Raw genomic sequence first — 26,161 nt, 5'->3', positions numbered from 1 at the left:
CCTGCATGTACCTAGAGATTAATGGTTTTCTGCCGAATAATGATCCGGACGATTCTTTGAAATACGAGCTGGCTGTGGACAGAGCGCTGACTGATCAGATTGTCGGTGTTCTCGGCCACGAAAGTCTTAATGCCATGGCTGCAGCCGAATGGCCTCTCGCGAAACAGCAGGTAGCTGAGCTTTCTTCAATTATCGGGAAACCCCTTCCCCGGCATCTGGCATTATTCATAGGCGTCGTCGCGTAGGGGAAATCAATGCCGCTCTGATTGGGTGCTCACTCAAGCCCAACAAAACCCAAACCCCAAACAAAAAAAATCCCCGAACCAGTCGGGGATTTTTTATTCAGACGATCAGCTCAAGAGCAGATCAGTCCTCGCGATAGCGACGCAGCTTCAGCTGCTTGCCGGCAACGCGGGTGTCTTTCAGCTTGGCCAGCAGACGCTCGAGACCGTCTTCCGGCAGCTCGACGAGGCTGAAGCTGTCACGCACCTGGATCCGGCCGATGGCTTCACGAGCCAGACCACCTTCGTTGAGGATGGCGCCCAGCAGGTTTTTCGCAGCGATGCCGTCACGGGCACCCAGCGCAGTACGGCAGCGAGCACGGCCTTCGGCCAACGGCACCGGGGCACGACGTTCGCGGTCGCCACGATCAGGACGGTCGCCTGCTGGACGCTCAGGACGATCACCACGTGGCGCATTGTTCGGCACCAGTGGACGTTCTTTCTCGATCGCGCCCAAGGTCAGCGCCTGACCATTGGTGGCCTTGCGCAGCAGAGCAGCGGCCAGGGCACGCGGCGTGCAACCGATGTCGGCAGTCAGGCGGTCCAGCAACTCGCCATGGCTAGCTTCGGCATCAGCGACCAGCGGCGACAGGCTGTTGGTCAGTTTCTTGATGCGGGCATCGAGAACGGCCTGGGAGTCCGGCAGGCGGACTTCGGCAATTTTCTGACCGGTCATGCGCTCGATCACTTGCAGCATGCGACGCTCACGCGGCGTTACCAGCAACAGGGCGCGACCTTCGCGACCGGCACGGCCAGTACGGCCGATACGGTGAACGTAGGCTTCCGGGTCGTACGGCATATCAACGTTGAAAACGTGAGTGATACGCGGAACGTCCAGACCACGGGCCGCAACGTCGGTCGCCACAACGATGTCCAGACGGCCATCCTTGAGGGAGTCGATGACGCGTTCACGCTGGTTCTGGGCGATGTCGCCGTTCAGCGCAGCAGCCTTGTAGCCTTTGGCTTCAAGGGCGCTGGCCAGATCCAAGGTGGCCTGCTTGGTACGTACGAACATGATCAGGGCGTCGAAATCTTCGACTTCCAGCAGGCTCAGAACGGCAGAGGTCTTCTGGTCAGCGTGAACCAGCAGGTGAGCCTGCTCGATCGCGGTAACGGTCTGGGTCTTGCTCTGGATCTTGACGTGTTTCGGGTCTTTCAGGTGACGCTCGGCAATCGCGCGGATCGACTGCGGCAGGGTCGCCGAGAACAGTACGGTCTGACGGGTTTCAGGCATGGCCTTGAAGATGACTTCGAGGTCATCCATGAAGCCCAGCTTGAGCATTTCGTCGGCTTCGTCGAGAACCAGGTGGTTCACGGTCGCCAGGACTTTCTCGTCACGACGCAGGTGGTCGCACAGACGACCCGGGGTGGCGACGACGATTTGAGCACCGTTACGAATGGCTTTCAGCTGTGGGCCCATCGGCGCGCCGCCGTAGACAGCCACAACGGTCACGCCCGGCATTTGCTTGGCGTAGGTTTCGAACGCGGTGGCCACTTGCAGCGCCAGCTCACGAGTCGGCGCGAGGATCAGCGCTTGCGGCTCGCGTTTGGTAGGGTCGATCAGGCTCAGGATTGGCAGAGCGAAGGCGGCGGTTTTACCGGTACCTGTCTGCGCCTGACCGATCATGTCGTGACCAGCGAGAATAATGGGGATCGATTGCTGCTGAATGGCCGAAGGCTCTTCGTAGCCGGTAGCGATAACAGCTGCAAGAATGGTCGGGTGAAGGTTAAGAGCGGCGAAGCCGCCGGATTCCTGGGTCATGGGTCTGCCTCTGAGTGCATCCGCAAAGACCCATGCTTCAAAGCTGCGCGTGCCGTGTAAGACCCTAGAGTCACCCTGGCTGCTTTGTCGGCGGGGATTTGCGAAAACGTATTGATGAATGGATCGTCATGGGTGGTTCGTGACCGAACCGGTTCGAGAAGATGGCTTCGCGAACCCAAACCGTGACGAGGGCCCTATGAAAGGCCGGCGCGCACTATACCGGAAATGCTGAAACAAGTGAGGATTTTTTTCGCGAAACAGCCCCTTGCGGCCAACTGTCACAGGCTTTGCGCAAAGCTGCGTCAGTGTCTACTTTTCAAGTGCCCGGTATCGGTTGCGAGCAGAGCTTAAACGATTCACCCATACAGTGCGACACCTCACCCTCCGTTTCTCCTCATCTGCAGGAAATAGCGACATGACCTCTTCGATCAAAGGCCACGTCAGCCGGGAACAGCGCGGCGCAATCATGCTCATCGGCCTGGACAGGGCCGCCAAACGCAACGCCTTCGACCTGGACATGCTCAACCAGTTGAGCCTGGCCTATGGGGAGTTCGAGCGTAACGACCAGGCGCGGGTCGCGGTGGTGTTTGCCCACGGCGAGCATTTCACCGGCGGGCTCGATCTGGCTCAGGCCAGGCCGGCATTGAGGGAAGGCTGGACACTGCCGCCCGGCGGTTACGATCCCTGGGGGTTGTCGATCGGCCCGCGGGTCAGCAAGCCGGTGATTGTCGCGGCCCAAGGCTGGTGCCTGACATTGGGCATTGAGCTGATGCTCGCCTCCGATATCAATCTGTGCGCGAGCAATTCACGCTTTGCTCACCTGGAAGTGCAGCGCGGCATTTTTGCCTGCGCCGGCGCGACCCTGCGGCTGCACCAGATCGCCGGTTGGGGCAATGCCATGCGCTGGCTGCTGACAGGCGATGAATTCGACGCCCATGAAGCCTGCCGCATGGGCCTGGTTCAGGAAGTGATGGCCCCGGAAGACCTGCTGCCCTCGGCGCTGCGCCTGGCCCAACACATCGCCGACCGGGCACCCTTGGGAATCCGCACGACCCTTGAATCCGCGCGTCAGGCGGTGCTCGAGGGTGAAAGCGTGGCGGCCAAGGCGTTGCCGGCGCTGGTCCGCCGAGTGCTCGACAGCGAGGACGCCAAAGAAGGCCTGCAGGCGCTGCTGGAAAAACGCTCGCCGGTGTTCAAAGGTTGCTAATCAGAGCTTGCTCAAAGGAGCTGCTTATCAAGTCGCAGGCCGCAGCGTCTTGATCAGCGGCAACAGCGAATAGCCCAGTTGCGGCGCAAGGCTTTCGGCGCGCTGGGTCATGGCGTCAATGTCCAGGGTCTGATCCAGGTCGGCGGGGACGATGAGGATGACATTGCCCTCCTTGACCGGCAGCTCCCAATAGTGACGGTGATAAAGCCCGCGCAGCAGGGCCGCGCCTAACGGCTTGCCATCGTCCGACGCCCACTGATTGATGATCAGCCAGCCGCCGGGGTTGAGGCGCTGTTGGCATTTCTCGAGAAACCCCCAGGCCAGATGGCCCACGGCAGGGCCGGTGTCGGTGTACAGGTCGACGAAGATCAGGTCCGCGTCTTCGGCGGTCGGGAGCAAGTCGAGGGCGTCGCCGATGCGCACATACAACCGGGGATCGTCCTGCAGGCCCATGAATTCCATGGCCAGACGCGGCACATCGGGGCGCAGTTCGATGGCTTCGACGTCGTCCAGGGGCAGAAACTTCAGACACGCCTGGGTCAGCGTGCCCGCGCCCAGTCCCATGAACAGCGCGCTTTCAGGGGACGGATGGCACAGCGCGCCAATGAACATGGCGCGGGTGTAGTCGTATTCGAGCCAGGCCGGATCGGCCGTGAACGTGCAACTCTGTTCGATGGCGTCACCGAACTCCAGGAAGCGGTAGTCGGCCACCTCAAGTACGCGGATCTTGCCGAATTCGTCGTGAACTTCGGCCAACACGTGCTCTACGCGTTCCTCGGTCATTGCTGTTCTCGTGCCCATGGTCAGAGTGATTCGGGATCGCGCCCGCTGGGGCTGGCATCGCCGCACTCAGCGATCGGCGCTGCTGCGTTCCCCGCCTGATGTGCAGACAGACGCAAGGCGCCCCGGAAAAGCGCGGATTGTCGGCCAATCGCGCCCCGCAGGTCACGCAAATTCTCGGGGTGAGCTGCTAACATGCCGGTCCGATCGCACTGACTTCGAGTTCAACATGAGCCAACCCTGGAGCCCCGACAGCTGGCGGAACCTGCCTATCCAGCAGCAACCTCAATACCCTGACGCCGACCACGTTCGCCGTGTAGAGCAGACCCTCGCCAGCTATCCCCCGCTGGTGTTTGCCGGGGAAGCACGCGAGCTGCGCCGACAGTTTGCCGAGGTCACCGAGGGCCGGGCGTTCCTGCTGCAGGGTGGCGATTGCGCGGAGAGCTTCTTCGAATTCTCGGCCGCGAAAATCCGCGACACCTTCAAGGTGCTGCTGCAAATGGCAATCGTCATGACCTTCGCCGCCGGCTGTCCGGTGGTCAAGGTCGGGCGCATGGCCGGGCAATTCGCCAAACCGCGCTCCTCCAACGACGAGACCATAGACGGCGTGACCCTGCCGGCGTATCGCGGCGACATCGTCAACGGTATCGGCTTCGACGAGAAGAGCCGCGTGCCCGACCCTGATCGCCTGCTGCAGGCGTATCACCAGTCCACCGCAACCCTCAATCTGCTGCGTGCCTTCGCCCAGGGCGGTTTCGCCGACCTGCATCAGGTGCACAAGTGGAACCTGGATTTCATCGCCAACTCGGCGCTGTCGGACAAATACAGCCAGCTCGCCGTTCGCATCGACGAGACCCTGGCGTTCATGCGCGCTTGCGGCATGGACACCTCGCCGCAGTTGCGCGAAACCAGTTTCTTCACCGCCCACGAAGCGTTGCTGCTGAATTTCGAAGAGGCGTTCGTTCGCCGCGACAGGCTGACCAATGACTTCTACGATTGCTCGGCGCACATGCTGTGGATCGGCGACCGCACGCGGCAGCTCGATGGCGCCCATGTGGAATTCCTGCGCGGCGTGAAGAACCCGATCGGCGTCAAGGTCGGCCCGAGCATGAACACCGATGACCTGATCCGCCTGATCGACATCCTCAACCCTGACAACGATCCGGGACGCCTGAACCTGATAGCGCGCATGGGCGCCAACAAGGTCGGCGACCATTTGCCGGGGCTGATCCGTGCCGTGGAGCGCGAAGGCAAGAAAGTGCTGTGGAGTTCGGACCCGATGCACGGCAACACGATCAAGGCCAGCAGCGGCTACAAGACCCGCGACTTCGCCCAGATCCTGGCGGAAGTGAAGCAGTTCTTCCAGGTGCATCAGGCCGAGGGTACCTACGCTGGCGGCATTCACATCGAGATGACCGGCCAGAACGTCACCGAATGCATCGGCGGCGCGCGTCCGATTACCGAAGATGGCTTGTCGGACCGTTACCACACCCACTGTGATCCACGGATGAATGCCGATCAGTCGCTGGAGCTGGCGTTTTTGATTGCGGAGACGTTGAAGCAGGTGCGTCGGTAGGTCATAGCTGCGTCTGACTGAGTGTGCATCTGATTGAATGCTGCGCACGTCCGGCTGATGCATTGGCTGAATGCTGCATCGAATCTGTAGGAGCCGGCTTGCTGGCGAAAAGGGACTGTCAGGCAGAGCTGCAGCGCCGGAAAGTTTTTTCGCGGGCAAGCGCGCTCCTACAGTCGCCGGCGAGGCGTGGGTCCTGTCAGCGGGGTCGGCGGAGGAATCCCTGACCCCTTCCCGGCTAAAGCCGGTCCCACTAACGGCGCGCTGTTTTCTGTAGGACTGGCTTTAGCCGGGAAAGCGCCGGATGTCACACCATAGAATTAAGGGTGCCCGCGCTGGCCCATTCCCGGCTAAAGCCGGTCCTACGTTTCGTTACACGTGATCAAGACCGTTAGTCACAAACGCCCCCCGCAAGCGCGCCGCACTGGCGCGCTGGCAGTTGATCAGCACATCTGGCAGTTCCAGCCAGCTCGCCAGTTGCAGAAGGTGCAACGCAAGGGCGTGCATGCCTTCGTCATCCAGTCCGGGTTGCTCTTCATGGACCGCGTGAACCGCGAGACGCCCCGCCGCCCTTTCAGCACGCAGGTCGATGCGCGCGGCGATGCGTTCGTTGTGCAGAAACGGCAGCACGTAATAGCCGTACACCCGCTTGTGCGCTGGCGTGTAGATCTCCAACCGGTAGTGGAAATCAAACAGCCGCTCCGTCCGCGCCCGCTCCCAGATCAATGAATCAAAAGGCGACAGCAACGCGCTGGCCGCGACCTTGCGTGGCACCGTCAGCCCGGGAAGTGTGTACGCCGGTTGTTTCCAGCCCTGCACCTGCACGAGCTGAACCGCGCCCTCCTCCACCAGCTCTGCCAACCCGCGCTTCGCGGGGGCCGGGTCCTGCCGAAAATAATCGCGCACGTCCTTCTCGGTACCGACGCCCAGCGCTTTTACCGCATGCAACAGCAAGCCGCGTTGGGCATCGGGTTCGCTTATAGCGGGATGATTGATGATCGCCGACGGCAGAACGCGCTCGGGCAAATCGTACAGCCGCTCGAAACCACGACGATTGGCGACCGTGACCTCACCCGCTGCAAACAACCATTCCAGCGCATGCTTTTCGGCGCTCCAGTCCCACCAGGGTCCGGCGCGCTCCTGACGGGTGCTGATACTGCCCGCGCCCAACGCGCCCTGTTCGCGAACGGTCTGCAACACCCGGGCGATGGTTGCCTGCTGCTCACGGCCGAATGTCGCCATTTGCTGATAAATACCCTCGCCCCGGGCCGCGCGTTGCATCCGCCAGCGCTTCAACGGGTACAGCTCGACCGGCAGCAACGACGCCTCGTGGCCCCAGTACTCAAACAGCTTGCGCTGCCGACCCTGACTCCACGCCGCCTGTTCCAGCAACGTGCGCGGGTAAGGGCCGAGCCGGGAAAACAGAGGCAAGTAGTGCGATCGCACCAGCGCGTTGACCGAATCGATCTGCAACACGCCGAGCCGTTCCATCAGCTGCGTGACGTGCGCCGCCTTGATCGTCGCAGGCGGCTGGCGACCGTTGAAGCCTTGGGCCGCCAGCGCCAGACGACGCGCGTGCTTGAGGGGAAGTGGCGGGTGGATCGGCGGTTCGGCGGGCATTACGACCTCCATGGCGGTGGCCAACGCTAACCGATCACCCGCTGCTCTGTCAGCGCTTCATCGGATCGTCCCAGAAAGGACGCTCCACTTCTTCGTAGACATCCGCCCGACTCAGGCCCATGTCCTTCAGCGCATCATCACTCAGCGTGGCCAATTCGACCCGCTGCTGATGCAGCTTGCGCCAGCGAGCGACCTGCGCCGCAAACGCTTTCCACCAATGTTCCGGCGCGGATTCCCGCGACAGAGGTTTTGCGACCAGTACGTAACCTTTTTGACCTTTCATCGTCTTGCCCTCCAGTGGGGATGGGCAGATTCTCTCGCCGCGCCTAAGATCAATCCAACGAATGTTTCTTATGCACTCCATCTGGGAGATTGATGCATGACCACCTACCCGAGTATCGACAGCGAGCTGCTGCGCACCTTTGTCGCGATCGCCGATGAAGGCGGCTACACCAAGGCAGGCGAGGTGGTGAATCGCACCCAGTCGGCCGTGAGCATGCAGATGAAACGGCTGGAGGAAGACGTGGTGCGGCGCCCGTTGTTTTTGAAGGACGGCCGCACCATCAGCTTCACGGCGGAAGGCCAGGTGCTGCTGGGCTACGCGCGACGGATCCTGAAACTGCACAGTGAAGTGTTCAACACCCTGCGCGAGCCGCACATGGTCGGCACGGTGAAGATCGGTACGCCGGACGATTACGTGATGCGCTTTCTGCCGGGGATTTTGCAGCGCTTCGCCCAGGCCTATCCGCTGGTGCAGGTGGAAGTGCATTGCGAGTCATCGTCGCAATTGCTGCAACGTCAGGACCTGGACCTGAGTATTGTCACCCGTGAGCCAGGCAAGGAAATCGGCCAGATCCTGCGCCAGGAGCGGTTTGTCTGGGCAGTCGGCGCAGGCTTTTGCCCACAGGAGCAAACGCCGATGCCGCTGGCGATGTTCAACACCGACTGCTTTTGCCGGCAGTGGGCAATCAACGCACTGCAGGCGTCCGGCCGCGAGTTCCGGGTGGCCTACACCAGCGCGAGCCTGTCAGCGATCATGGCGGTGGTCAGCGCCGGGCTGGCGGTGACGGCGCAGCTGCAAAGCCTGATCACTTCGGACCTGGAAGTGCTGGGGGAACAGCACGGGCTGCCGCAGTTGCCGTCGGCGAGCATCGTGCTGCTGCGCAATCCCAACAACCCGTCGCCGATCACCGAGTGCCTGGCCGATCACATCGCCGAAGGGTTCAGGCTATAACGGGAGCTACAAGCAGCTCACAGTTTGAAGCACAGCATGATCGCGCAGATCACCAGAAAGCCGCAGAACAGCGAGCGCAACACGCGCTCCGGCAAACTGTGCGCCAGGGCGACGCCCCAGCTGATGCTGGCCAGCCCGCCGATGGCCAGGGGAATGCCCATCAGCCAGTCGACGTGGCCGTGCAAGGCGTAGGTCGCCAGCGTGATCGCCGTGCTTGGCGCCGCCAGTGCCAGCGCCAGGCCCTGGGCCGCCACCTGCGTCGCGCCGAACAGACCGGTCAGAATGGGCGTTGCGATGACTCCGCCACCGACGCCGAACAGCCCGGCGGTGACGCCCGAGCCCAGGCCCAGCAGCCACAACCATCGGGTGTGGCGCAACTCGGCGCCCACAATGCCCTTGCGCCAGACCATCTGGATCAGGTTGAACAGCGTCAGCACAATGAGAAACCCGACGAAGCCCAGGCGCATGCTTTGCGGGTCGACGCGCACAGCCCAGAGCGAGGTCAGCCAGGACATCGTGAAACTGGGCACGATGAGCATCAGCGCATGACGCACCGACACCCGATTGCGCTGGTTGTAACGCCACAGCGCCAGCAGCACGTTGGGCAGCACCATCAACAACGCCGTGCCCTGGGCCAACTGCTGATCGAGCCCGAACAACACGCCCAGCGCGGGAATGGCGACCAGTCCGCCGCCAATGCCGAACAGTCCGCCCAGCGTGCCCATCGCGGCGCCCAGCAGCAGGTACATCAATACATCGACAATCACGGTCGACCCTCTGATCCGATTTCAGCGCGCATGCTACGCAGTCAGTCCCGTCGAGGAAATGCGCTCTGACGATATCCAGGCTGTAGAAACGATCCACGGATGAGGCGGCCGATAGAAAACCCCGTGCCCGACGATTACCGAAATTATCTGGTGCATTAAACATCAGGGCACTAAATTACCGAGCATTACTGACTGAGCGAGGGACACCCATGAACGCCAACGAGCCCACCCACAAGGCTGGCGCTGGCAGTTGCGACGAACTGCTGCTGGATAACCAGCTGTGTTTCGCCCTGTACTCGACGTCGCTGATGATGACCAAAGTGTACAAGCCGCTCCTGCAGGAGCTGAACCTGACCTACCCGCAATACCTGGCGATGCTGGTGCTGTGGGAGCGCGACGGCCTGACCGTCGGAGAAGTCAGCACCCGCCTGCTGACCGATCCGGGCTCGCTGACGCCGCTGCTCAAACGGCTGGAAGCCGAAGGCCTGATCCGTCGAACCCGCAGCAAGGAAGATGAGCGCGTCGTGCTGCTGACCCTGACCGAACAAGGCACGGCGTTGCACGCAAAGGCGCAGAGCGTGCCGCAATGCATTCTGGCCGCCAGCGGCATCAACCTTGAGCAACTGAAAGCCCTGCAGAAAGACCTGCTCGCCCTGCGTGGAAATCTGCACGAAAGCCTCTGATCAGCCCCCCGCAATCGACTCATCTGAAATATCCCGAAAATTTATCTTGCGCACTAAACATTAGCGCAGTACATTCCATCTCACTTGCTTGGCGCACAAAACTTTAGCGCCAAGCGGACCTTGTTTCAGTCATCAGTACCCAACCCATCAGCACGTGAGGAATTACCATGCAAGCTCTCTACACTGCAGTCGCAACCGCAACCGGTGGCCGTGATGGTCGCGCTGTTTCCGACAACAAAATCCTCGACGTCAAACTGGCCACCCCGAAAGAACTGGGCGGTGCAGGCGGCGAAGCCACCAACCCTGAGCAACTGTTCGCTGCCGGTTACTCGGCCTGCTTCATCGGCGCACTGAAATTCGTCGCCGGCCAGAGCAAGAAAACCATCCCTGCTGACGCCTCGATCACTGCCCATGTCGGCATCGGTCAGATCCCCGGCGGTTTCGGTCTGGATATCGACTTGCACATCAGCCTGCCGGGCCTGGAACAAGCCGAAGCCCAGGCGCTGGTCGATGCAGCCCATCAGGTCTGCCCTTACTCCAACGCCACACGCGGCAACGTCGATGTCCGTCTGCACGTGACGGTGTAAAAACCTGGCGTAAGACCTCGCCTTCATTCCTCGTCTGACCGGGAGAAAAACATGAACACGTTTGGCAAGATTCTGGCTGGCTCGCTCCTCGCACTGTCGATCGGCAACGCTTTCGCGGCGGCCGACACGGGCGTCGAGCACAACACGCAGGCGTTTCTGGACGCGCTGAATTCGGGAAGCGGCAAGCCGATCGAACAGCTTTCGCCCAAAGATGCCCGCGCTGTCCTGACCGGTGCCCAGGCCGGGGTCAAGCTGACCCTGCCCAAGGCCGATGTCAGCCAGAAGACCATCTCGGTCGACGGCCAGAACATCAGCCTGACGATTGTTCGTCCGGCCGGCGTCAAAGGCACCTTGCCGGTGTTCATGTACTTCCACGGCGGCGGCTGGGTGCTCGGCGATTACCCGACCCACGAACGCCTGGTGCGGGATCTGGTGGAGGGTTCGGGAGCGGTGGCGGTGTTCGTCAACTACACGCCTTCGCCTGAAGCGCACTACCCGACGGCGATCAACCAGGCCTATGCGGCGACCAAATGGGTCGCCGAGCATGGCAAGGAAATCAACGTCGACGGCAAGCGTCTGGCGGTGGCGGGCAACAGCGTCGGCGGCAACATGGCGACGGTCGTCAGCCTGATGGCCAAAGACAAAGGCACCCCGGCGATCCGTTACCAGGTGCTGCTGTGGCCAGTGACTGACGCCAACTTCGATACCGGTTCCTACGAGCAGTTTGCCGAGGGTCACTTCCTCACCCGCAACATGATGAAGTGGTTCTGGGACAACTACACCACTGACCCGAAACAGCGCGCCGAGATCTATGCCTCACCGCTGCGGGCCACGACCGATCAGTTGAAAGGTCTGCCGCCTGCTCTGGTGCAAACGGCGAGTGCTGACGTGCTGCGCGACGAAGGTGAAGCCTACGCTCGCAAGCTGGACCAGGCCGGTGTGCCGGTGACGGCGGTTCGCTACAACGGCATGATCCACGATTACGGGTTGCTCAACGTGGTCAGCCAGGTGCCGGAAGTGCGCTCGGCGCTGCTGCAGGCGTCGCAAGAGCTGAAGGTGCATTTGAAGTAAGGCGGCACGAACGGTAGGAGCCGGCTTGCTGGCGAACCCGGTAGTCGGTCGCAACCGTATTGGCCCGTCTGAGGCATTCGCCAGCAAGCCGGCTCCCACAAAAATCCGGGCCAGTCAGTTCTCATGCAGTGGCCGGGAGACCCTTCGCGGGCAAGCGCGCTCCTACAGAGAACCGCGTCGCGTCAGTACTGTTTGGAAACGCTGACGAGACAGCAGCCACAAAAAAGCCCGACGCTATGGTCGGGCTTTTTCGTGTCCGGCGTTACATCACCGGCATGACAAAAGCAGTGCTTATTTGGCACGGCCTTTGTAGGAACCGCCTTCACGGGTGTCGATTTCGATCTTGTCACCGATTTCGATGAAGTCAGCAACCTGCAGCTCGGTGCCGTTGGCCAGTTTGGCCGGCTTCATGACCTTGCCCGACGTGTCGCCACGCGCCGAACCTTCAGTGTAGTCAACGGTGCGCACGATGGTGGTCGGCAGCTCTACGGAAACCAGACGGTCTTCGAAGAAGATCGCTTCGCAGACGTCAGTCATGCCTTCTTCGACGAATGGCAGAACGGCTTCGATGTCTTCAGCGTTCAGCTCGTACATGGTGTAGTCGGTGGTGTCCATGAACGTGTAAGTGTCGCCGCTGATGAAAGACAGCGTGGCTTCTTTACGGTCCAGGATCACGTCTTCCAGCTTGTCGTCGGCGCTGTAGACGATTTCAGTCTTGTAGCCGGTCAGCAGGTTCTTCAGCTTGGTCTTCATGATCGCGCTGTTACGGCCCGACTTGGTGAATTCAGCTTTCTGAACCAGCCAAGGATCGTTTTCCAGCTTGATCACGGTACCGGGTTTAAGCTCTTTACCAGTTTTCATTACGAGTATCCGAATTTGGATGAAAGATCTTTCTAAGCCCTGTACGAAAAGCCACTTTTCGTACAGGGCTTAATACAAGGCCGCGTATCATATCCAACTTTGGTAAAACCTTACCAGCGCAGTCGTCAGATCCTCCTGCAAGGCCTGTTCCAGACACCAGCGCTCGGCATGGGCGGCCAGTTCATCGGTGTGCTGTTCGAGCGCATTCCAGCCATGAGTCATGGCCTTGCCCCCATTCCAGCTGTGCCAGACCTCGGTCAGCGCCTGCTGCGCCAGCTCCGACAATCCCGCCATATACAACTCGAGAAACGCATCGAGCTTGGCCCAGTGGGCGTCGTCATCCTGCTCGTAGATGTGCCAGATCAGCGGCTGCCCCGCCCATTGCGCACGGACGAATGAGTCTTCGCCGCGTACTACGTTGAAATCGCAGCACCACAACAGCTGGTCGTAGTCTTCCTGGCGCACGAACGGCAGCACCTGAATCGTCAGGGCATCGCGGCCATGCACGGCACCCGCCTTCAATTCTTCCACGCCCAACCAACGCTGTACGTCGCCGAGAATGCGACCTTCCGGGACCAGCAAATGGGTCTTGCGATCAGCCTGGGCCAGGCAATCCAGCCAGCTGCCGAGCCCGGCGTGTTCGTAGGCAAACAGTGACATCAGCCGCGCCTCGGCGTGGGGCATGATGTTCAGGCGCCGCAGGAAAGAGTGGCGTGCGGCGGGATTCACCTGAAACGCCTGACGCTTTTCGATCAAGCCCGCTTCTCGCAGCAATCCGCCGGTCTTTTCGGTGAATCCGGGGAAGAAGAAATACTTGCGCAGGCCCGAAGACTGGATCGACGGCAGGCCGTGGCAACCCGAGACCCAGTCTTCGGCGCTGAGGTATTCCAGGTTGAACCACAGCGGCCGCTTCTCTGCTCCGTGCATGGCCTCGATGTAGTCCGGTGGCAGGCGACAGGCGAAGGCTTCGACCACGACGTCTGGCAGGTCGACCGGTTGCCAGGTCTTGGACCACTCCTTTGGCCAGCGGCATACGATGACGCCATCCTGTACTTGTTGGTCGGCCAGCGGATCGGCACCGGGGCACAGCCGGGCGAAGGCGTTCAGGTCATCGATCCAGAGGCGAACCTGCAGGTGGTGTTCGGCGACCAGTTGTCGGGCCAGGCGAAAGGTCACGCCGACGTCGCCGAAATTATCGACAACACTGCAGAAAATATCCCAAGAGGCTTTCATCCGGGCTCCCTGAGGATGTTCAAAAAACCGATTGTCCTTCATTGCGGCGCAGAATCACCAGCCCGGTCGTGCGACAATCGCCGCCACCGCTGGCCACATGCATACAAGTCTGGAGTCTGTCATGTACGTCAACCACCGCGAACTGTCCGTCACGCTGCGCCCGCTCAAGCTGATCCTGTCGATTGCCGCCGGTATCTGGCTGGGCTTTCTCGCCGTCCTGCTGAGCCTGTGGCTGATCTATAAAATGCTCCCTGCCGAGCAGACCCAGGCGCTGAACAATGCGGCCGCGCAAATGACGACCCCGCCTGCGGCCAAGCCAAAGCCGGAAAGTGATAACCCGATGTTCGATCAATACCGGCAGATCCTCCGCGACAGCGAAGCGCGGCAGACGCAAGAGGCCGAACAGGCGGAGCGGCAACGCAGCTTCAACGGCCCGAAATGCCAGTTCTGGATGCAGCAGAACCAGACCGCCCCCAGCGAGAAAAGCCGTGCGAGCGTTTATCAGTTCTGCGGTTGAATAAACTTTTGTCGAGCCACTCCATGCCCCCGAATACGCCATGTCCGCCATGCCCGTGAACAAGCAAACCGTCCTGCAGTGCATTGTCGAGAAGCTGCAGGTCGATCTCGAGGTGGCCGTGCGGGCCGCACAAACGGCTTACGAAACCGCGACCCACGAAGAGAACATCGCCGAGAACAAGTACGACACCCTCGGGCTGGAGGCGTCGTATCTGGCGGCGGGTCAGGCGCGGCGCGTGGAAGAAATCCGTCTGTCGCTGAACCTGTGTCGCAACCTGGTGCTCAAGCCCTTCGATCACCAGCGGGGCATTCAGACCGGCGATCTGATTGCGCTGCAGGGAGGCAACGGCCCAGGACAGCTGTTGTTTCTCGCGCCTGACGCGGCGGGGCTGAAAATCACGGTGGACGAGCAGGTGATTACGGTGATCACAGCACGCTCGCCACTGGGGCAGAGCCTGCTCGGCAAGCTTGATGGCGATGAGGTGGAAGTGGTGGTCAATGGCAGTCGCCAATCGTTCGAGATCACGCAAATCCTGTGATCCACTGATCATTTGCAGGGTTGTAGCGTCCGACTTTTTGTGGGTAAGGTGCACAGTCGCACCACAAAAGGGTGAACCCCGGAACACGGAGCCGGGGACACGGATTTAACCAAGGAGATATTTCATGACGAACGTCATCACTTTCCCTGACGCCCATGAACGTGATCGCCTCAAGTCCAGTGACCACCACGGGTTGAGATACCTGAACAAGAAAGAGCGACAACTGATCGACCGCCTGCGCATGACCAGTCACGCCGGCCGCCAGTACGTTTACGACTACGCCAGCATCATGCAGCGTTCCAAGCCGTTGTATCCCGAACCGGTGGACTGACGCGACTCGTCCGGGACACGCGCCGGTTCAGCAGAGGTTCAGTACAACGCCAGGGGGCGTGGGCCTATAGTGGGCAGATGTTTCTGTCTTCAGGAAAGCATCATGCCCACTGCAACGCCTGTCCCATCGCCCGCCGAACCCGCCACCTCCAATGCCGATGCGCCAGCGGATCATCTGCGCTTCCACAGACGCCACGCGCATCTGGCGCCGACCTTTGGCAACGATGCCTTTGCCCTCAAGGCCGAGGCGTTCGCGCGCTTCTTCGGTACCCCTGCCTTTCTCGGCGCACAGACGTTTCTGGTGCTGCTGTGGGTGGGCGCGAACCTGAGCGGGCTGGTGTCGTTCGATCTTTACCCGTTCATCCTGCTCAATCTGGCGTTCAGCCTGCAATCGGCCTACGCCGCGCCGCTGATTCTCCTCGCCCAGACCCGACAGGCCGCCCGCGACAAAGCCAGCGCCGATGCCGACGCGGAGCATCGAGAAGCGCTGGCGACGGCCAACGAAGAGCGCATGGCCCGCGCGGCGCAAAACACCGCGCAGATGCTGGAGCTACTGGAACAGAACACCCGACTCACCGAAATGACCAAAGTGCTGACCGAACGGGTGGAAGCGCTGACAGCGGACATGCACAAGCATTTCGTTAAACGCGATGGGCATGTTTGACGGTTCTCCGCGCGCGCCAAACCTGTTGCGCTCGCCGCAAACCGATGTTGCTTACGGCCGCGATTTTTGATTCGGCGCAGATACACGGCAGGAGCGCGCTTGCCCGCGAATGCGATCTGCCTGTGTCATCCATTTCGCCTGACACACCGCATTCGCCAGCAAGCCGGCTCCTGCGGATCCTGTGCACGACGCCCAAATCCCGGCAAGCGTCGATCCACTGTAGGAGCGCGCTTGCCCGCGAATGCGATCTGCCTGTGTCATCCATTTCGCCTGACACACTGCATTCGCCAGCAAGCCGGCTCCTACAGTTCCGCGCAGGACGCCCAAACCCAGAACAACGCAAATCCCAGACAGGGGCCGGCCGCCAGATCCTGTGCACGACGCCCAAATCCCGGCCAACGCCGATCCACTGTAGGAGCGCGCTTGCCCGCGAATGCGATCTGCCTGTGTCATCCATTTCGCCTGACACACTGCATTCGCCAGCAAGCCGGCTCCTACAGTTCCGCGCAGGACGCCCAAACCCAGAACAACGCAAATCCCAGACAGGGGCCGGCCGCCAGATCCTGTGCACGACGCCCAAATCCCGGCCAACGCCGATCCACTGTAGGAGCGCGCTTGCCCGCGAATGCGATCTGCCTGTGCCCTCCATTTCGCCTGACACACTGCGTTCGCCAGCAAGCCGGCTCCTGCGGATCCTGTGCACGACGCCCAAATCCCGACCAACGCCGATCCACTGTAGGAGCGCGCTTGCCCGCGAATGCGATCTGCCTGTGTCATCCATTTCGCCTGACACACCGCATTCGCCAGCAAGCCGGCTCCTGCGGATCCTGTGCACGACGCCCAAACCCCGGCCAACGCCGATCCACTGTAGGAGCGCGCTTGCCCGCGAATGCGATCTGCCTGTGTCATCCATTTCGCCTGACACACTGCGTTCGCCAGCAAGCCGGCTCCTGCGGAAACGGGGGTGTCAGTTGCTCATCCGTTGGCCGCAAGGTCTTTCGCGGGCAAGCGCGCTCCTACGGTGATTTGTGTTCAGCGCGCGATATACGTCATGCGCAGTACCCGGTAGGAGCCGGCTTGCTGGCGAATGCGGTGGTTCAGGCGCTGCAATAACGACATTCCACGGAACGATCACGATCACACGCTGCCCCAAACTCCATGGCATTCATGATCCCCCGTCAAAAGTCCCGTGCCCGCGCCGTGGTTTTTCCCTGCCAGCCGACCCGGGATACTGGGCATCTGCTTCATTCATCCCCTTCCCCCTCGAACTCTGGAGTCTTCCCATGACTGTTCCCGCATTTGGCCTCGGCACCTTCCGTTTGAAAGATCAGGTTGTCATCGACTCGGTCAGCAACGGCCTGGAGCTGGGCTATCGCGTCATCGACACCGCGCAGATCTACGGCAATGAAGCTGAAGTCGGTCAAGCCATCGAGCAGAGCGGCGTGCCCCGTGACGAGCTCTACATCACCACCAAGATCTGGACCGACAATTTCGCCGCCGACAAGCTGATCCCTAGCCTGAAGGAAAGCCTGGCCAAACTGAAAACCGATCACGTCGACCTCACGCTGATCCACTGGCCATCGCCGAAAGGCCAAGTGCCCGTCGCCGAGTTCATGGGCGCGCTGCTGGAAGCCAAACAGCAAGGCCTGACCCGCGAGATCGGGATTTCCAACTTCACCGTGGCGCTGATGGGTGAAGCCATCGCTGCGGTCGGTGCCGAGAACATCGCCACCAACCAGATCGAACTGCACCCGTACCTGCAAAACCGTACCGTGGCGGCTTTCGCTCAACAGCACGGGATCAAGATCACGTCCTACATGACCCTTGCCTACGGCGAAGTGCTGAAGGACCCGGTCATCGAACAGATCGCCCAGCGCCACAACGCAACGCCCGCCCAAGTGACGCTGGCGTGGGCCATGCAACTGGGCTACTCGGTGATTCCGTCGTCGACCAAACGCGCCAACCTGGAAAGCAACCTGAAAGCCGTCGATCTCAAGCTCAGCGAAGACGACATGGCGCAGATCGCCCAATTGGACCGCGGTCATCGCCTGACCAGCCCGGCCAGCCTCGCGCCGCAGTGGGATTGATGCAGCCCTGATTCTGGCTTCGGCCAGAATCACCCCAATCAGCGCCCTCTAATAACGCACCCGAACCATAAACAGGCGCCCTGCCTGGCCCATTCCTGAAATTGGTTCGCTTCCCGCCTGAACCAATCCCGCCCCTCCCCGCGAACCAGACTTCCGAACCATTGCCGATTGGCCCGAACCGCCTGGATCACGCCTGTCCGCACGCCCGGCCACCGGACCTCGCGAGCGAACCAATTTCCATTGGCATCGCTATTGCACTCGTCCTCTGCAGCCCAGCCGTGCTTCACAAGGCGGCCAGGCCTCCGGTTCACCCCGTGACGAGAGACGCAGATGGACAGCATCGACACCGACGCAACCCACGACACTTCGTCAAAAATGGCCCTCGACGCGCTGCGCCAGCTGGTCGCGCAGCAGGCGGCGTTTCCCCAGCGGCCGTTGCCGACCGAGCGCGACCTGGCGGTGGATTTCGGCGTCAGTCGCCGGGCCATTCGCCGCGCGCTGGCGGTGCTCGAAGCCGAGGGGCACATCTGGCGGCGGCAGGGCAAAGGCACCTTCGTCGGCCCTACCCCGCCCAGCGCGGCGATGAGCTTCGCCAAGCTGTCGAGCCGGACCAATTTCAGCGAGGTCATGGAAGCGCGCATCTATCTGGAACCCGCACTCGCTTCACTGGCCGCCCTGCGCGCCAGCGGCGAACAGATGGCGATCCTGCGCCGGCTGGCCGAGCGCACCACCCACCAGCAACACGCCAGCGAACCCGACGCCGAAGGCATCGAACTGTGGGACAGCGCGCTGCATCGCGGTATCGCCGAAGCGGCCGGCAACCGGCTGATGCTGGACATCTTCGAAATGCTCGACGCCATTCGTCTTGACCCGGCGTGGCGCGACCTGCGCCAACGCGCCCGCAACACCGACCGCCTGAGCACTTACAGCCACGACCACCACGACATCATCGGCGCCATCGAAAGTCGCGACCCGGCCAAAGCCGCCACCGCCATGCGCGGTCACCTGCGTGCGCTGCAACAGGCGCTCGATCACGTCATCCAGCAAGACCTTGAGGCCAGCGTATGAGTGCTTCACCCGCGAACACCCCATCGGTATTGAGCGTCAGCGACCTTACCGTGCGCTTCAAGGATGCCCCGGCCAACGTCGTTGACGGTGTGTCGTTCACCATTCAACCGGGCAAGACCCTGGCCATCGTTGGCGAGTCCGGCTGCGGCAAAAGCGTGACGTCCATGGCCTTGATGGGCTTGCTGCCCGACACCGCAACGGTCCAGGCCAGCGCCTCGAACCTGATGGGCGAGCCGTTGCTGGGGATGTCCGACGAGCGTCTGCTGGACGTGCGCGGCAATCGCATGGCGATGATCTTTCAGGAGCCGATGACCTCGCTCAATCCGGTGTTCACCATTGGCGATCAGATTGCCGAGAGCGTGATTCGCCATCAGGGTTTGTCGGCCAGCGCCGCCCGCCAGCGCGCGCTGGAAATGCTGGAAAAGGTCCGCGTGCCCGACGCCCTTCAGCGCCTCGATGCCTACCCCCACGAGTTGTCTGGCGGCATGCGTCAGCGCGCGATGATCGCCATGGCGCTGGCCAACGACCCCGCGTTGATCATCGCCGACGAACCCACCACCGCCCTGGACGTGACCATTCAAGCGCAGATTCTTTCGCTGGTTGCCAGCCTGCAGGCCGAAACCGGCACCTCGATGATGCTCATCACCCACGATCTCGGCGTGGTTGCCGAAGTCGCTGACGAGGTCATCGTGATGTACGCCGGCCGCGTCGTCGAAAGCGGTTCGGTGAAGACGTTGTTCGATGATCCGCAACACCCCTACACCATCGGCCTGATGGGTTCGATGCCCTCGGTCGGCCCCCGCGAAGGGCGTTTGGCAACGATTAATGGACGCGTCCCGACACCGGCTGAAATGCCCAGCGGCTGCCGCTTTGCCAGCCGTTGCCCGTTCGTCATCGCCGCCTGCCGCGAAGCCCGTCCGCCGCTGCTGGAAGTCTCCGCCGGGCATTTCGCTGCGTGCATTCGTGTGCCACTTGAACAGCACCTGGGAGTCACCGCATGAGCCTGTCAGGACCACAGATCGTTGAGGCCGGGAGCACGGAAACGGCGCTCGATAAACCGATTCTGGAAAGCATCGCGGTGAGCAAACACTTTCACAGCGAAGCCGGCTTGTTCCAGCGTAAAAAGCCGCCGGTGCAAGCAGTGAACGAAGTGTCCCTGGCCGTGCGCCGGGGCGAAACTCTGGCGCTGGTGGGTGAGTCGGGCTCGGGCAAATCGACCCTGGGCCGGGTGCTGCTGAACCTGCTCAAGCCGACCGCTGGCGACGTTATTTATGAAGGCCGCAACCTGGGCAATCTGCCCGCTGACAAGCTGCGTCAGGTGCGCCGCGATCTGCAGATCATTTTCCAGGACCCGTTCGCCTCGCTGAACCCGCGCATGAGTGTCGAATCGATCATCGGCGAGCCGATCTGGCTGCACCGCGACGACAGCCGCAGCGCGCGGCAAGACAAGGTCGCCGAACTGTTGCACACGGTGGGTCTGGCGCCGGAGCACGGCAGCCGCTTTCCCCATGAGTTTTCCGGCGGTCAGCGTCAGCGCATCGGCATCGCCCGGGCGCTGGCGTCGGAGCCACGGCTGATCCTCGGCGACGAACCGGTATCGGCGCTGGACGTCTCGGTGCAGGCCCAGGTGGTCAATCTGCTGGAAGACCTCAAGCACCAGTTCGGTCTGACCCTGCTGATCGTGGCCCACGGCCTCGCGGTGATCCGCCACATGAGCGACCGCGTGGCGGTGATGTACCTCGGCGAGATTGTCGAGTTGGCGCCGGTCAACGCGCTGTTCGAGACGCCCTTTCACCCCTACACCCAGGCGCTGATGGCCGCCGTGCCGGTCAGCCACCCGGACCTGCGTCGCCCGCGGCCGTTGCTCGGCGGTGACATGCCAAGCCCGAGCAAGCCGCCGTCCGGTTGCCGCTTTCACACCCGTTGCCCCCACGCCAAGGCGCTGTGCCGCGAAGTGAAGCCGCTCTTCGAAACCGTTGAGCCGGGGCGTCAGGTGGCCTGCCATTACTGGCGCGAAATCGCCAACGCCGGCGCCGGTTCGCTGATCGTGCCGACGCCCAGCGCCGCCTACAGCCAACGCCTGAACCTGTTCAAAAGCCATCAAGCCCTTTCTCTGGAGAGTCAGCCATGAAATTCGCCCACCTGATGACAACCACGTTGTTGCTGCTCGCTGCGAATGCGGCTGTTGCTGAAACCACCCTGCGCATCGGCATTCAGGACGACCCTGACATGCTCGACCCGCACCGCTCGCGCACCTACTCGGGGCGGCTGGTCTACACCGCGCTGTGCGACAAGCTGGTCGACGTCAACCCGGACCTGACCTACGCGCCGCAACTGGCCACCGCCTGGAACTGGAGCGAGGACGGCAAGACGCTGACCATGACCCTGCGCGACGGCGTAACCTTCCACGACGGCGAGGTATTCGACGCCGCCGCCGTGAAGTTCAACCTCGACCGCGCCCGCACCCTGCCCGACTCCCTGCGCAAGAGCGAACTGGCGTCGGTGGAAAGCGTGGAGGTGATCGACGCAAAAACCGTGGCGATCAAGGTCAAGCAGCCCGACGCGACGCTGATTTCGCAACTGTCGGACCGCGCCGGGATGATGCTCGCGCCCAAGGCTTCGGCGACCGACGTGGCCTCCAAGCCGGTGTGTTCCGGGCCGTACAAATTCGTTCAGCGCGTGCAGCAGGACCGCATCGTGCTGGAGCGCTTCGACAACTACTGGAACAAGCAGGCGTACCACTTCGACAAGGTGATTTTCCTGCCGATTCCGGACACCTCGGTGCGCCTGGCGAACCTCCGTTCCGGCGACCTGGACATCATCGAACGCGTCGCGCCCACCGACGTGAAGACCGCCAGGGCCGACAGCCACGTGCAGGTGTTCAGCACGCCGGGGCTGGGCTACATGCAGCTGATGTACAACACCAACAACGGCGACAAGGCCAACAACCCGCTGGGCAAGGACAAGCGCGTGCGCAAGGCCTTCGAGCTGGCCATCGACCGTGACGCGATCAATCAGGTGGTGTTCGAAGGCCTGTACGCGCCAAGCGCCCAGCCGTTCCCGAAAAACAGCCCGTATTACGACAAGGACCTGCCGGTTCCGACCCGCGACGTCGAAGCCAGCAAAAAACTGCTGGCAGAAGCCGGGGTGAAGACGCCCCTCAGCGTCGAGCTGAAAGTCGCCAACAACCCCATCGCGCAACAGGTTGGCCAGATCATTCAGGCGATGGCTGAAGAAGCCGGTTTCAAAGTCAATCTGATCGCCACCGAATACGCCACGTTGCTCAACGAGCAACAGGCGGGCAACTTCCAGATCGGCATGAGCGCCTGGTCGGGCCGTCCTGATCCGGATGGCGACATCCACCAGTTCGTGACCTGCAAAGGCGGCCAGAACGACGGGCATTTCTGTGACCCGAAACTCGACGAGCTGCTGAACAAGGCGCGCACCGTGAACGATCAGGCCCAGCGTCAGGCCCTCTACTTCGAGGCCCTGCGCCTGCTCGCCGACGACGTGCCGACCAGCTACCTGTACTTCGATCCGCGAATCATCGCCATGCGCAGCAACCTCACCGGATTCGTGCCCAATCCCGATGGTTTGATTCGCCTGAACAACGTCGCTTTCAAATGACAGCGGCGCCCGTGGACTACCGCTTCGGCCGCGAGGATTCGTCATGCTGACTTTCATCCTGCGACGCCTGCTCAGTGCCATTCCGACGCTGATCCTGGTTTCGCTGTTCGTCTTCACCCTGCAAAAGCTGCTGCCCGGTGATCCGGTCCAGGCTATGGCGGGTGAAGAGCGCGACCCGGCGGTGATGGAATATCTGCGCGAGAAATACCGGCTCAATGACCCGCTGCCGCTGCAGTACGTGCACTGGGTCGGCAATGTCCTGCAGGGTGACTTCGGCACCTCGCTGCGCACCGAGCAACCGGTGACCGTGCTGCTGGCGTCGAAGCTGCCGGTGACCATTGAGCTGGCGGTGCTGGCGCTGATCATCGCGCTGGTGATCGGCATACCCACGGGGGTGATTTCAGCGGTGCGCAAGGGCACGTCAGTGGATTACGCGGCCAACGTGTTCGCGCTTTCGGGCATCTCGATTCCGCACTTCTGGCTGGGGATCTTGCTGATCATGATCTTCGCCGTGAAGCTGCAATGGCTGCCGGCCTCTGGCTTCGTGCCGCTGGGTGAAGACGTCGGGCAAAACCTGAAAACCCTGATCCTGCCGGCGTTCGTGCTGGGCGCCGGGCTGTCGGGGGTGCTGATGCGCCACACCCGCAGCGCGATGCTCGAAGTGCTGCGCGCCGACTATGTGCGCACGGCGCGGGCCAAAGGTCTGTTCCCGCGCGCGGTGATTCTGAAGCACGCCCTGCGTAACGCGCTGATGCCCATCGTCACGCTCACTACGCTGCTGTTCGGCGAATTGCTCGGCGGTGCGGTGCTGACCGAGCAGGTGTTCAGCATTCCCGGCTTCGGCAAGATGATTGTCGACGCCGTGTTCAACCGCGATTACGCCGTGGTGCAAGGCGTGGTGCTGTGCGTCGCGATCGGCTTCCTGCTCTTGAATCTGCTGGCCGACGTGCTCTATCGCCTGATCAATCCGCGTCTGAGGACTGCCTGATGACTTCGATTGCGACCCATCCTTCCGCGCCGCTGAACGCGCCGTCCCAGGCGCCGTTGAGAGAACCCCTGCGGCCGCGCACCCGCTCGCCGTTCGTGAAGAAATTCCTCGCCAACAAGGGCGCGGTGGTCGGCGCGGTGGTGTTGATCATCTTCATTCTTGCCGCGCTGCTGGCGCCGTGGATTGCGCCCCATGATCCGCTGAAAGCCAACTTCCTGGCCGTGCGCAAGGCGCCTTCGCTGATCTACTGGCTGGGCACCGACGAACTGGGCCGCGACCTGTTTTCGCGCCTGCTCTGGGGCGCGCGCAGTTCGTTGCTGGCCGGCGGTGTTTCGGTGGCCATCGCCATGGTCATCGGCGTGCCGCTGGGCCTGTTGGCCGGTTACTTCGGCGGCAAGCTCGACGCGGTGATTTCGCGCATCATGGAAGCGCTGCTGTCGTGTCCGTTTCTGGTGCTGGCGATTGCGCTGGGCGCGTTTCTCGGCCCGAGCCTGAGCAACGCGATGATTGCCATCGGGCTGTCGGCGATGCCGATTTTCTCGCGCCTGACCCGCGGTCAGGTGCTGGCGATCCGTCACGAAGATTACCTGGAGGGCGCACGCGCCATCGGCCTGCCGGACCGCTGGATCATCCTGCGCTACGTGTTGCCGAACGTGCTCTCGCCGCTGGTGGTGCAAGCGACGCTGACCATCGCTTCGGCCATTCTGGCGGAAGCGAGCCTGTCGTTCCTCGGCCTGGGTCAGCAACCGCCCTCGCCGTCCTGGGGCTCGATGCTCAACACCGCGAAGAACTTCATGGAACAGGCGCCGTGGATGTCCATCGCCCCCGGCGTGGCGATCTACATCACCGTGCTGTGTTTCAACCTGCTGGGCGACGGGCTGCGTGATGCCCTCGACCCGAAAAGCTGACGGCTTTGATGCCCATAAGCTTGAAAGCTGCGCCTCGATAACCGATCAACTGCCAAGAAGAGAACGACTGCATGTTCGATGATCTGGATTACAGCCAACCTTACGCGTCCGCCCGCTCGCCGGTGATGGGCAACAACATGGTCGCCTGCTCGCAACCGCTGGCCGCACAGGCCGGGCTGGACATGCTGCGTCAAGGCGGCAACGCCGTTGACGCCGCCATCGCCGCCGCCATGGTGCTGACCGTGGTCGAACCCACCGGTTGCGGCATTGGCAGCGACGCCTTTGCCATCGTCTGGGACGGCAAGACGCTGCAAGGCCTCAACGCCTCGGGCCGCTCGCCGAACGCCTGGACGCCGGAGCATTTCGCCGGTCAGCAGGAAATGCCCCAGCGCGGCTGGGCCTCGGTGACCGTGCCGGGCGCGGTGTCGGCCTGGGTCGCGTTGTCCGAGCGCTACGGCAAGCTGCCCTTCGCCACCCTCGCCGCAGCCGCCATCGGCTATGCGCGGGACGGTTATCAGGTGACGCCGATCATTGCCGAACTGTGGCGTCGCGGCGCCGGGCTATTGAAGGATCAACCAGGCTTTGCCGAGTGCTTCCTGCAAGGCGGCAAAGCGCCGAAGGCCGGGGAGAAGGTCATGCTGAAGGATCACGCCAAGACGCTGGAGCTGATTGCTGACACCAAGGGCGAGGCGTTCTATCGCGGCGCGCTGGCCGAAGCGATGATCACTCACGCCAACGCCAATGGCAGCGTCATGAGCCTTGAGGATCTGGCAAACCACCGAGTGGACTGGATCGACACTTTGTCGGTGCCGTACGCCGGCGCCATGGTCCACGAGCTGCCGCCGAATGGTCAGGGCATCGCCACGCTGGCGGGTCTGGGCATCCTCGAAGCGCTGGGCGTGGGCGAGCATCCCGTGGACAGCGTCGACACCGTGCACCCGGTGCTGGAGGCGATGAAGCTGGCGCTGGCCGATCTCAACCAGCACGTCACCGACAACGACCACATGCGCGTGGCCGCTGAACACATGTTGGACCCGGCGTACCTGCGCGACCGCGCGGCGTTGGTTGGCGAACAGGCAGAAGACCCGCTGCATGGCGCGCCGAAGGCGGGCGGCACGGTGTACCTGTCGGCGGCGGACGAGAGCGGCATGATGGTCTCGTTCATCCAGTCGAACTACATGGGGTTTGGTTCGGGCGTGGTCGTGCCGGGCACGGGCATCAGCCTGCAGAATCGCGGCGCGGGTTTTACCCTGGACCCTGATCACGTCAACACCGTTGCGCCGGGCAAGCGGCCGTTTCACACCATCATTCCGGGCTTTGTGATGAACGCCGACGGCACGCCGTTGATGTCCTTCGGCCTGATGGGCGGGCCGATGCAGGCGCAGGGGCATTTGCAGATGATGCTGCGCATTTTGCGCTACAAGCAGAACCCTCAGGCCGCTGCCGATGCGCCGCGCTGGCGTATTGAGTCCGGGTTGAAGGTCGCCGTGGAGCGCTCGTTTGATCCGCAGGTGATCGAAGCACTGCGCGCCAAGGGCCACGACGTGGAAGTGGAAGACCCCAGCGGCGTGTTCGCCTTCGGCGGCGCGCAGATCATCCAGCGCACGGCCCATGGTTATGTGGGCGGGACCGATCCGAGGAAGGATGGGTTGGTGGCGGCGTATTGAGTGATCGGACGCTTGAAACCGTAGGAGCCGGCTTGCTGGCGAACGCGTCAGGCCTGCCACTGCAGACGTCGGCTGACACAACCGGTTCGCCAGCAAGCCGGCTCCTAC

The 26,161-nt window shown here is 62.2% G+C and carries 26 protein-coding genes; 19 read left to right on the top strand and 7 right to left on the bottom strand.

Translation table 11 applies throughout. The features are described 5' to 3' along the window. Window positions 1-5 precede the first annotated feature (5 nt). Complete coding sequence (locus EC919_RS21975; RefSeq protein ID WP_133776428.1) at window positions 6-245, top strand: pyocin S6 family toxin immunity protein; 240 nt, start codon at window positions 6-8, stop codon at window positions 243-245. A 121-nt stretch (window positions 246-366) separates the two neighbouring features. On the opposite strand, the gene EC919_RS21970 is transcribed toward EC919_RS21975, so the two are convergent. Then, window positions 367-2,043, bottom strand: a complete 1,677-nt coding sequence (locus EC919_RS21970; RefSeq protein ID WP_133776427.1) for a DEAD/DEAH box helicase — start codon at window positions 2,041-2,043, stop codon at window positions 367-369. Between the two features lie 415 nt (window positions 2,044-2,458). On the opposite strand from EC919_RS21970, the gene EC919_RS21965 reads away from it, so the two are divergent. Beyond that, the gene (locus EC919_RS21965; RefSeq protein WP_133776426.1) at window positions 2,459-3,250 is read left to right on the top strand and encodes a crotonase/enoyl-CoA hydratase family protein; all 792 of its coding nucleotides are present in this window, start codon (window positions 2,459-2,461) and stop codon (window positions 3,248-3,250) included. 27 nt (window positions 3,251-3,277) lie between these two features. Here the strand turns inward: EC919_RS21965 and EC919_RS21960 are convergent, their stop codons facing one another. After that, window positions 3,278-4,033 carry a spermidine synthase gene (locus EC919_RS21960; protein ID WP_133776425.1) on the bottom strand — a complete coding sequence of 252 codons (756 nt, stop codon included), beginning with the start codon at window positions 4,031-4,033 and terminating at the stop codon, window positions 3,278-3,280. Between the two features lie 226 nt (window positions 4,034-4,259). Here EC919_RS21960 and EC919_RS21955 point away from each other — a divergent pair, with 226 nt between their 5' ends. Then, complete coding sequence (locus tag EC919_RS21955) at window positions 4,260-5,606, top strand: class II 3-deoxy-7-phosphoheptulonate synthase (RefSeq protein ID WP_133776424.1); 1,347 nt, start codon at window positions 4,260-4,262, stop codon at window positions 5,604-5,606. Between the two features lie 369 nt (window positions 5,607-5,975). Here EC919_RS21955 and EC919_RS21950 read toward each other — a convergent pair whose 3' ends face one another. Together EC919_RS21950 and EC919_RS21945 are read right to left on the bottom strand one after the other, a co-directional pair. Next, on the bottom strand, window positions 5,976-7,223 hold the full coding sequence (locus EC919_RS21950; RefSeq protein WP_133776423.1) for a winged helix-turn-helix domain-containing protein: 1,248 nt from the start codon (window positions 7,221-7,223) through the stop codon (window positions 5,976-5,978). A 49-nt stretch (window positions 7,224-7,272) separates the two neighbouring features. Further along, window positions 7,273-7,506, bottom strand: coding sequence for a DUF1127 domain-containing protein (locus EC919_RS21945; RefSeq protein ID WP_243842310.1), 234 nt, complete (start codon window positions 7,504-7,506; stop codon window positions 7,273-7,275). A gap of 96 nt (window positions 7,507-7,602) precedes the next feature. On the opposite strand from EC919_RS21945, the gene EC919_RS21940 reads away from it, so the two are divergent. Then, window positions 7,603-8,457 carry a LysR substrate-binding domain-containing protein gene (locus EC919_RS21940; protein ID WP_065993052.1) on the top strand — a complete coding sequence of 285 codons (855 nt, stop codon included), beginning with the start codon at window positions 7,603-7,605 and terminating at the stop codon, window positions 8,455-8,457. Between the two features lie 17 nt (window positions 8,458-8,474). On the opposite strand, the gene EC919_RS21935 is transcribed toward EC919_RS21940, so the two are convergent. Then, on the bottom strand, window positions 8,475-9,206 hold the full coding sequence (locus EC919_RS21935) for a sulfite exporter TauE/SafE family protein (protein ID WP_133776460.1): 732 nt from the start codon (window positions 9,204-9,206) through the stop codon (window positions 8,475-8,477). A 227-nt stretch (window positions 9,207-9,433) separates the two neighbouring features. Between EC919_RS21935 and EC919_RS21930 the strand changes: the two genes are divergently transcribed. The 3 genes from EC919_RS21930 (at window position 9,434) to EC919_RS21920 (ending at window position 11,565) form a co-directional block, all read left to right on the top strand. Next, window positions 9,434-9,907, top strand: coding sequence for a MarR family winged helix-turn-helix transcriptional regulator (locus tag EC919_RS21930; protein WP_133776421.1), 474 nt, complete (start codon window positions 9,434-9,436; stop codon window positions 9,905-9,907). A gap of 167 nt (window positions 9,908-10,074) precedes the next feature. Beyond that, window positions 10,075-10,494, top strand: coding sequence for an organic hydroperoxide resistance protein (locus tag EC919_RS21925; RefSeq protein ID WP_065993050.1), 420 nt, complete (start codon window positions 10,075-10,077; stop codon window positions 10,492-10,494). A gap of 51 nt (window positions 10,495-10,545) precedes the next feature. Continuing rightward, window positions 10,546-11,565, top strand: a complete 1,020-nt coding sequence (locus tag EC919_RS21920; RefSeq protein ID WP_133776420.1) for an alpha/beta hydrolase — start codon at window positions 10,546-10,548, stop codon at window positions 11,563-11,565. A 291-nt stretch (window positions 11,566-11,856) separates the two neighbouring features. Here the strand turns inward: EC919_RS21920 and EC919_RS21915 are convergent, their stop codons facing one another. Both EC919_RS21915 and earP read right to left on the bottom strand, forming a co-directional pair. Beyond that, window positions 11,857-12,426 carry an elongation factor P gene (locus EC919_RS21915; RefSeq protein ID WP_037011849.1) on the bottom strand — a complete coding sequence of 190 codons (570 nt, stop codon included), beginning with the start codon at window positions 12,424-12,426 and terminating at the stop codon, window positions 11,857-11,859. Window positions 12,427-12,513: 87 nt separating this feature from the next. Continuing rightward, entirely contained in the window at window positions 12,514-13,659 is a 1,146-nt protein-coding gene (earP, locus tag EC919_RS21910) for an elongation factor P maturation arginine rhamnosyltransferase EarP (RefSeq protein WP_133776419.1), read from the bottom strand. Window positions 13,660-13,780: 121 nt separating this feature from the next. Between earP and EC919_RS21905 the strand changes: the two genes are divergently transcribed. From EC919_RS21905 to EC919_RS21850, 12 genes are all read left to right on the top strand, one after another. Next, the gene (locus EC919_RS21905) at window positions 13,781-14,176 is read left to right on the top strand and encodes a hypothetical protein (protein WP_133776418.1); all 396 of its coding nucleotides are present in this window, start codon (window positions 13,781-13,783) and stop codon (window positions 14,174-14,176) included. Window positions 14,177-14,231: 55 nt separating this feature from the next. Further along, window positions 14,232-14,714, top strand: coding sequence for a GreA/GreB family elongation factor (locus tag EC919_RS21900; protein ID WP_133776459.1), 483 nt, complete (start codon window positions 14,232-14,234; stop codon window positions 14,712-14,714). A gap of 124 nt (window positions 14,715-14,838) precedes the next feature. Further along, window positions 14,839-15,045 (top strand): hypothetical protein, encoded by a 207-nt coding sequence (locus EC919_RS21895; protein WP_065993044.1) that lies wholly within the window; start codon window positions 14,839-14,841, stop codon window positions 15,043-15,045. Window positions 15,046-15,147: 102 nt separating this feature from the next. Further along, the gene (locus tag EC919_RS21890) at window positions 15,148-15,708 is read left to right on the top strand and encodes a DUF1003 domain-containing protein (protein ID WP_133776417.1); all 561 of its coding nucleotides are present in this window, start codon (window positions 15,148-15,150) and stop codon (window positions 15,706-15,708) included. A gap of 1,283 nt (window positions 15,709-16,991) precedes the next feature. Then, window positions 16,992-17,795 carry a 2,5-didehydrogluconate reductase DkgB gene (dkgB, locus tag EC919_RS21885; RefSeq protein WP_133776416.1) on the top strand — a complete coding sequence of 268 codons (804 nt, stop codon included), beginning with the start codon at window positions 16,992-16,994 and terminating at the stop codon, window positions 17,793-17,795. Window positions 17,796-18,125: 330 nt separating this feature from the next. Then, a complete protein-coding gene (locus tag EC919_RS21880) occupies window positions 18,126-18,863 on the top strand; it encodes a FadR/GntR family transcriptional regulator (protein WP_065993032.1) in 738 nt (245 codons plus the stop codon). Continuing rightward, complete coding sequence (locus EC919_RS21875; protein ID WP_133776415.1) at window positions 18,860-19,864, top strand: ABC transporter ATP-binding protein; 1,005 nt, start codon at window positions 18,860-18,862, stop codon at window positions 19,862-19,864. Before EC919_RS21880 ends, EC919_RS21875 begins: the two co-directional genes overlap by 4 nt. Continuing rightward, window positions 19,861-20,994, top strand: a complete 1,134-nt coding sequence (locus EC919_RS21870) for an ABC transporter ATP-binding protein (RefSeq protein WP_133776414.1) — start codon at window positions 19,861-19,863, stop codon at window positions 20,992-20,994. Before EC919_RS21875 ends, EC919_RS21870 begins: the two co-directional genes overlap by 4 nt. Further along, window positions 20,991-22,490 (top strand): ABC transporter substrate-binding protein, encoded by a 1,500-nt coding sequence (locus EC919_RS21865; RefSeq protein WP_133776413.1) that lies wholly within the window; start codon window positions 20,991-20,993, stop codon window positions 22,488-22,490. Before EC919_RS21870 ends, EC919_RS21865 begins: the two co-directional genes overlap by 4 nt. A gap of 43 nt (window positions 22,491-22,533) precedes the next feature. Beyond that, complete coding sequence (locus EC919_RS21860) at window positions 22,534-23,478, top strand: ABC transporter permease (protein WP_133776412.1); 945 nt, start codon at window positions 22,534-22,536, stop codon at window positions 23,476-23,478. Then, on the top strand, window positions 23,478-24,386 hold the full coding sequence (locus EC919_RS21855) for an ABC transporter permease (protein ID WP_243842309.1): 909 nt from the start codon (window positions 23,478-23,480) through the stop codon (window positions 24,384-24,386). The genes EC919_RS21860 and EC919_RS21855 overlap by 1 nt, the downstream gene beginning before the upstream one ends. A 71-nt stretch (window positions 24,387-24,457) precedes the next feature. Beyond that, entirely contained in the window at window positions 24,458-26,053 is a 1,596-nt protein-coding gene (locus EC919_RS21850; RefSeq protein ID WP_133776411.1) for a gamma-glutamyltransferase family protein, read from the top strand. The last annotated feature ends 108 nt before the right edge of the window (window positions 26,054-26,161 follow it).

The sequence above is a fragment of the Pseudomonas graminis genome, assembly GCF_004364335.1.
GTDB classification, from domain to species: domain Bacteria; phylum Pseudomonadota; class Gammaproteobacteria; order Pseudomonadales; family Pseudomonadaceae; genus Aquipseudomonas; species Aquipseudomonas graminis_D.
The sequence above is the reverse complement of the archived record's forward strand: the minus strand, read 5'-3'. Positions and strand labels throughout refer to the sequence as shown.

Coding starts and splice junctions, on each gene's coding strand:
- EC919_RS21940 (WP_065993052.1), top strand. CDS start 7,603: ATGACCACCTACCCGAGTATCGACAGCGAGCTGCTGCGCACCTTTGTC.
- EC919_RS21915 (WP_037011849.1), bottom strand. CDS start 12,426: ATGAAAACTGGTAAAGAGCTTAAACCCGGTACCGTGATCAAGCTGGAA.
- EC919_RS21950 (WP_133776423.1), bottom strand. CDS start 7,223: ATGCCCGCCGAACCGCCGATCCACCCGCCACTTCCCCTCAAGCACGCG.
- EC919_RS21960 (WP_133776425.1), bottom strand. CDS start 4,033: ATGACCGAGGAACGCGTAGAGCACGTGTTGGCCGAAGTTCACGACGAA.
- EC919_RS21905 (WP_133776418.1), top strand. CDS start 13,781: ATGTACGTCAACCACCGCGAACTGTCCGTCACGCTGCGCCCGCTCAAG.
- earP (WP_133776419.1), bottom strand. CDS start 13,659: ATGAAAGCCTCTTGGGATATTTTCTGCAGTGTTGTCGATAATTTCGGC.
- EC919_RS21860 (WP_133776412.1), top strand. CDS start 22,534: ATGCTGACTTTCATCCTGCGACGCCTGCTCAGTGCCATTCCGACGCTG.
- EC919_RS21895 (WP_065993044.1), top strand. CDS start 14,839: ATGACGAACGTCATCACTTTCCCTGACGCCCATGAACGTGATCGCCTC.
- EC919_RS21880 (WP_065993032.1), top strand. CDS start 18,126: ATGGACAGCATCGACACCGACGCAACCCACGACACTTCGTCAAAAATG.
- EC919_RS21875 (WP_133776415.1), top strand. CDS start 18,860: ATGAGTGCTTCACCCGCGAACACCCCATCGGTATTGAGCGTCAGCGAC.
- dkgB (WP_133776416.1), top strand. CDS start 16,992: ATGACTGTTCCCGCATTTGGCCTCGGCACCTTCCGTTTGAAAGATCAG.
- EC919_RS21855 (WP_243842309.1), top strand. CDS start 23,478: ATGACTTCGATTGCGACCCATCCTTCCGCGCCGCTGAACGCGCCGTCC.
- EC919_RS21920 (WP_133776420.1), top strand. CDS start 10,546: ATGAACACGTTTGGCAAGATTCTGGCTGGCTCGCTCCTCGCACTGTCG.
- EC919_RS21955 (WP_133776424.1), top strand. CDS start 4,260: ATGAGCCAACCCTGGAGCCCCGACAGCTGGCGGAACCTGCCTATCCAG.
- EC919_RS21870 (WP_133776414.1), top strand. CDS start 19,861: ATGAGCCTGTCAGGACCACAGATCGTTGAGGCCGGGAGCACGGAAACG.
- EC919_RS21965 (WP_133776426.1), top strand. CDS start 2,459: ATGACCTCTTCGATCAAAGGCCACGTCAGCCGGGAACAGCGCGGCGCA.
- EC919_RS21930 (WP_133776421.1), top strand. CDS start 9,434: ATGAACGCCAACGAGCCCACCCACAAGGCTGGCGCTGGCAGTTGCGAC.
- EC919_RS21850 (WP_133776411.1), top strand. CDS start 24,458: ATGTTCGATGATCTGGATTACAGCCAACCTTACGCGTCCGCCCGCTCG.
- EC919_RS21945 (WP_243842310.1), bottom strand. CDS start 7,506: ATGAAAGGTCAAAAAGGTTACGTACTGGTCGCAAAACCTCTGTCGCGG.
- EC919_RS21865 (WP_133776413.1), top strand. CDS start 20,991: ATGAAATTCGCCCACCTGATGACAACCACGTTGTTGCTGCTCGCTGCG.
- EC919_RS21935 (WP_133776460.1), bottom strand. CDS start 9,206: ATGTACCTGCTGCTGGGCGCCGCGATGGGCACGCTGGGCGGACTGTTC.
- EC919_RS21890 (WP_133776417.1), top strand. CDS start 15,148: ATGCCCACTGCAACGCCTGTCCCATCGCCCGCCGAACCCGCCACCTCC.
- EC919_RS21975 (WP_133776428.1), top strand. CDS start 6: ATGTACCTAGAGATTAATGGTTTTCTGCCGAATAATGATCCGGACGAT.
- EC919_RS21925 (WP_065993050.1), top strand. CDS start 10,075: ATGCAAGCTCTCTACACTGCAGTCGCAACCGCAACCGGTGGCCGTGAT.
- EC919_RS21970 (WP_133776427.1), bottom strand. CDS start 2,043: ATGACCCAGGAATCCGGCGGCTTCGCCGCTCTTAACCTTCACCCGACC.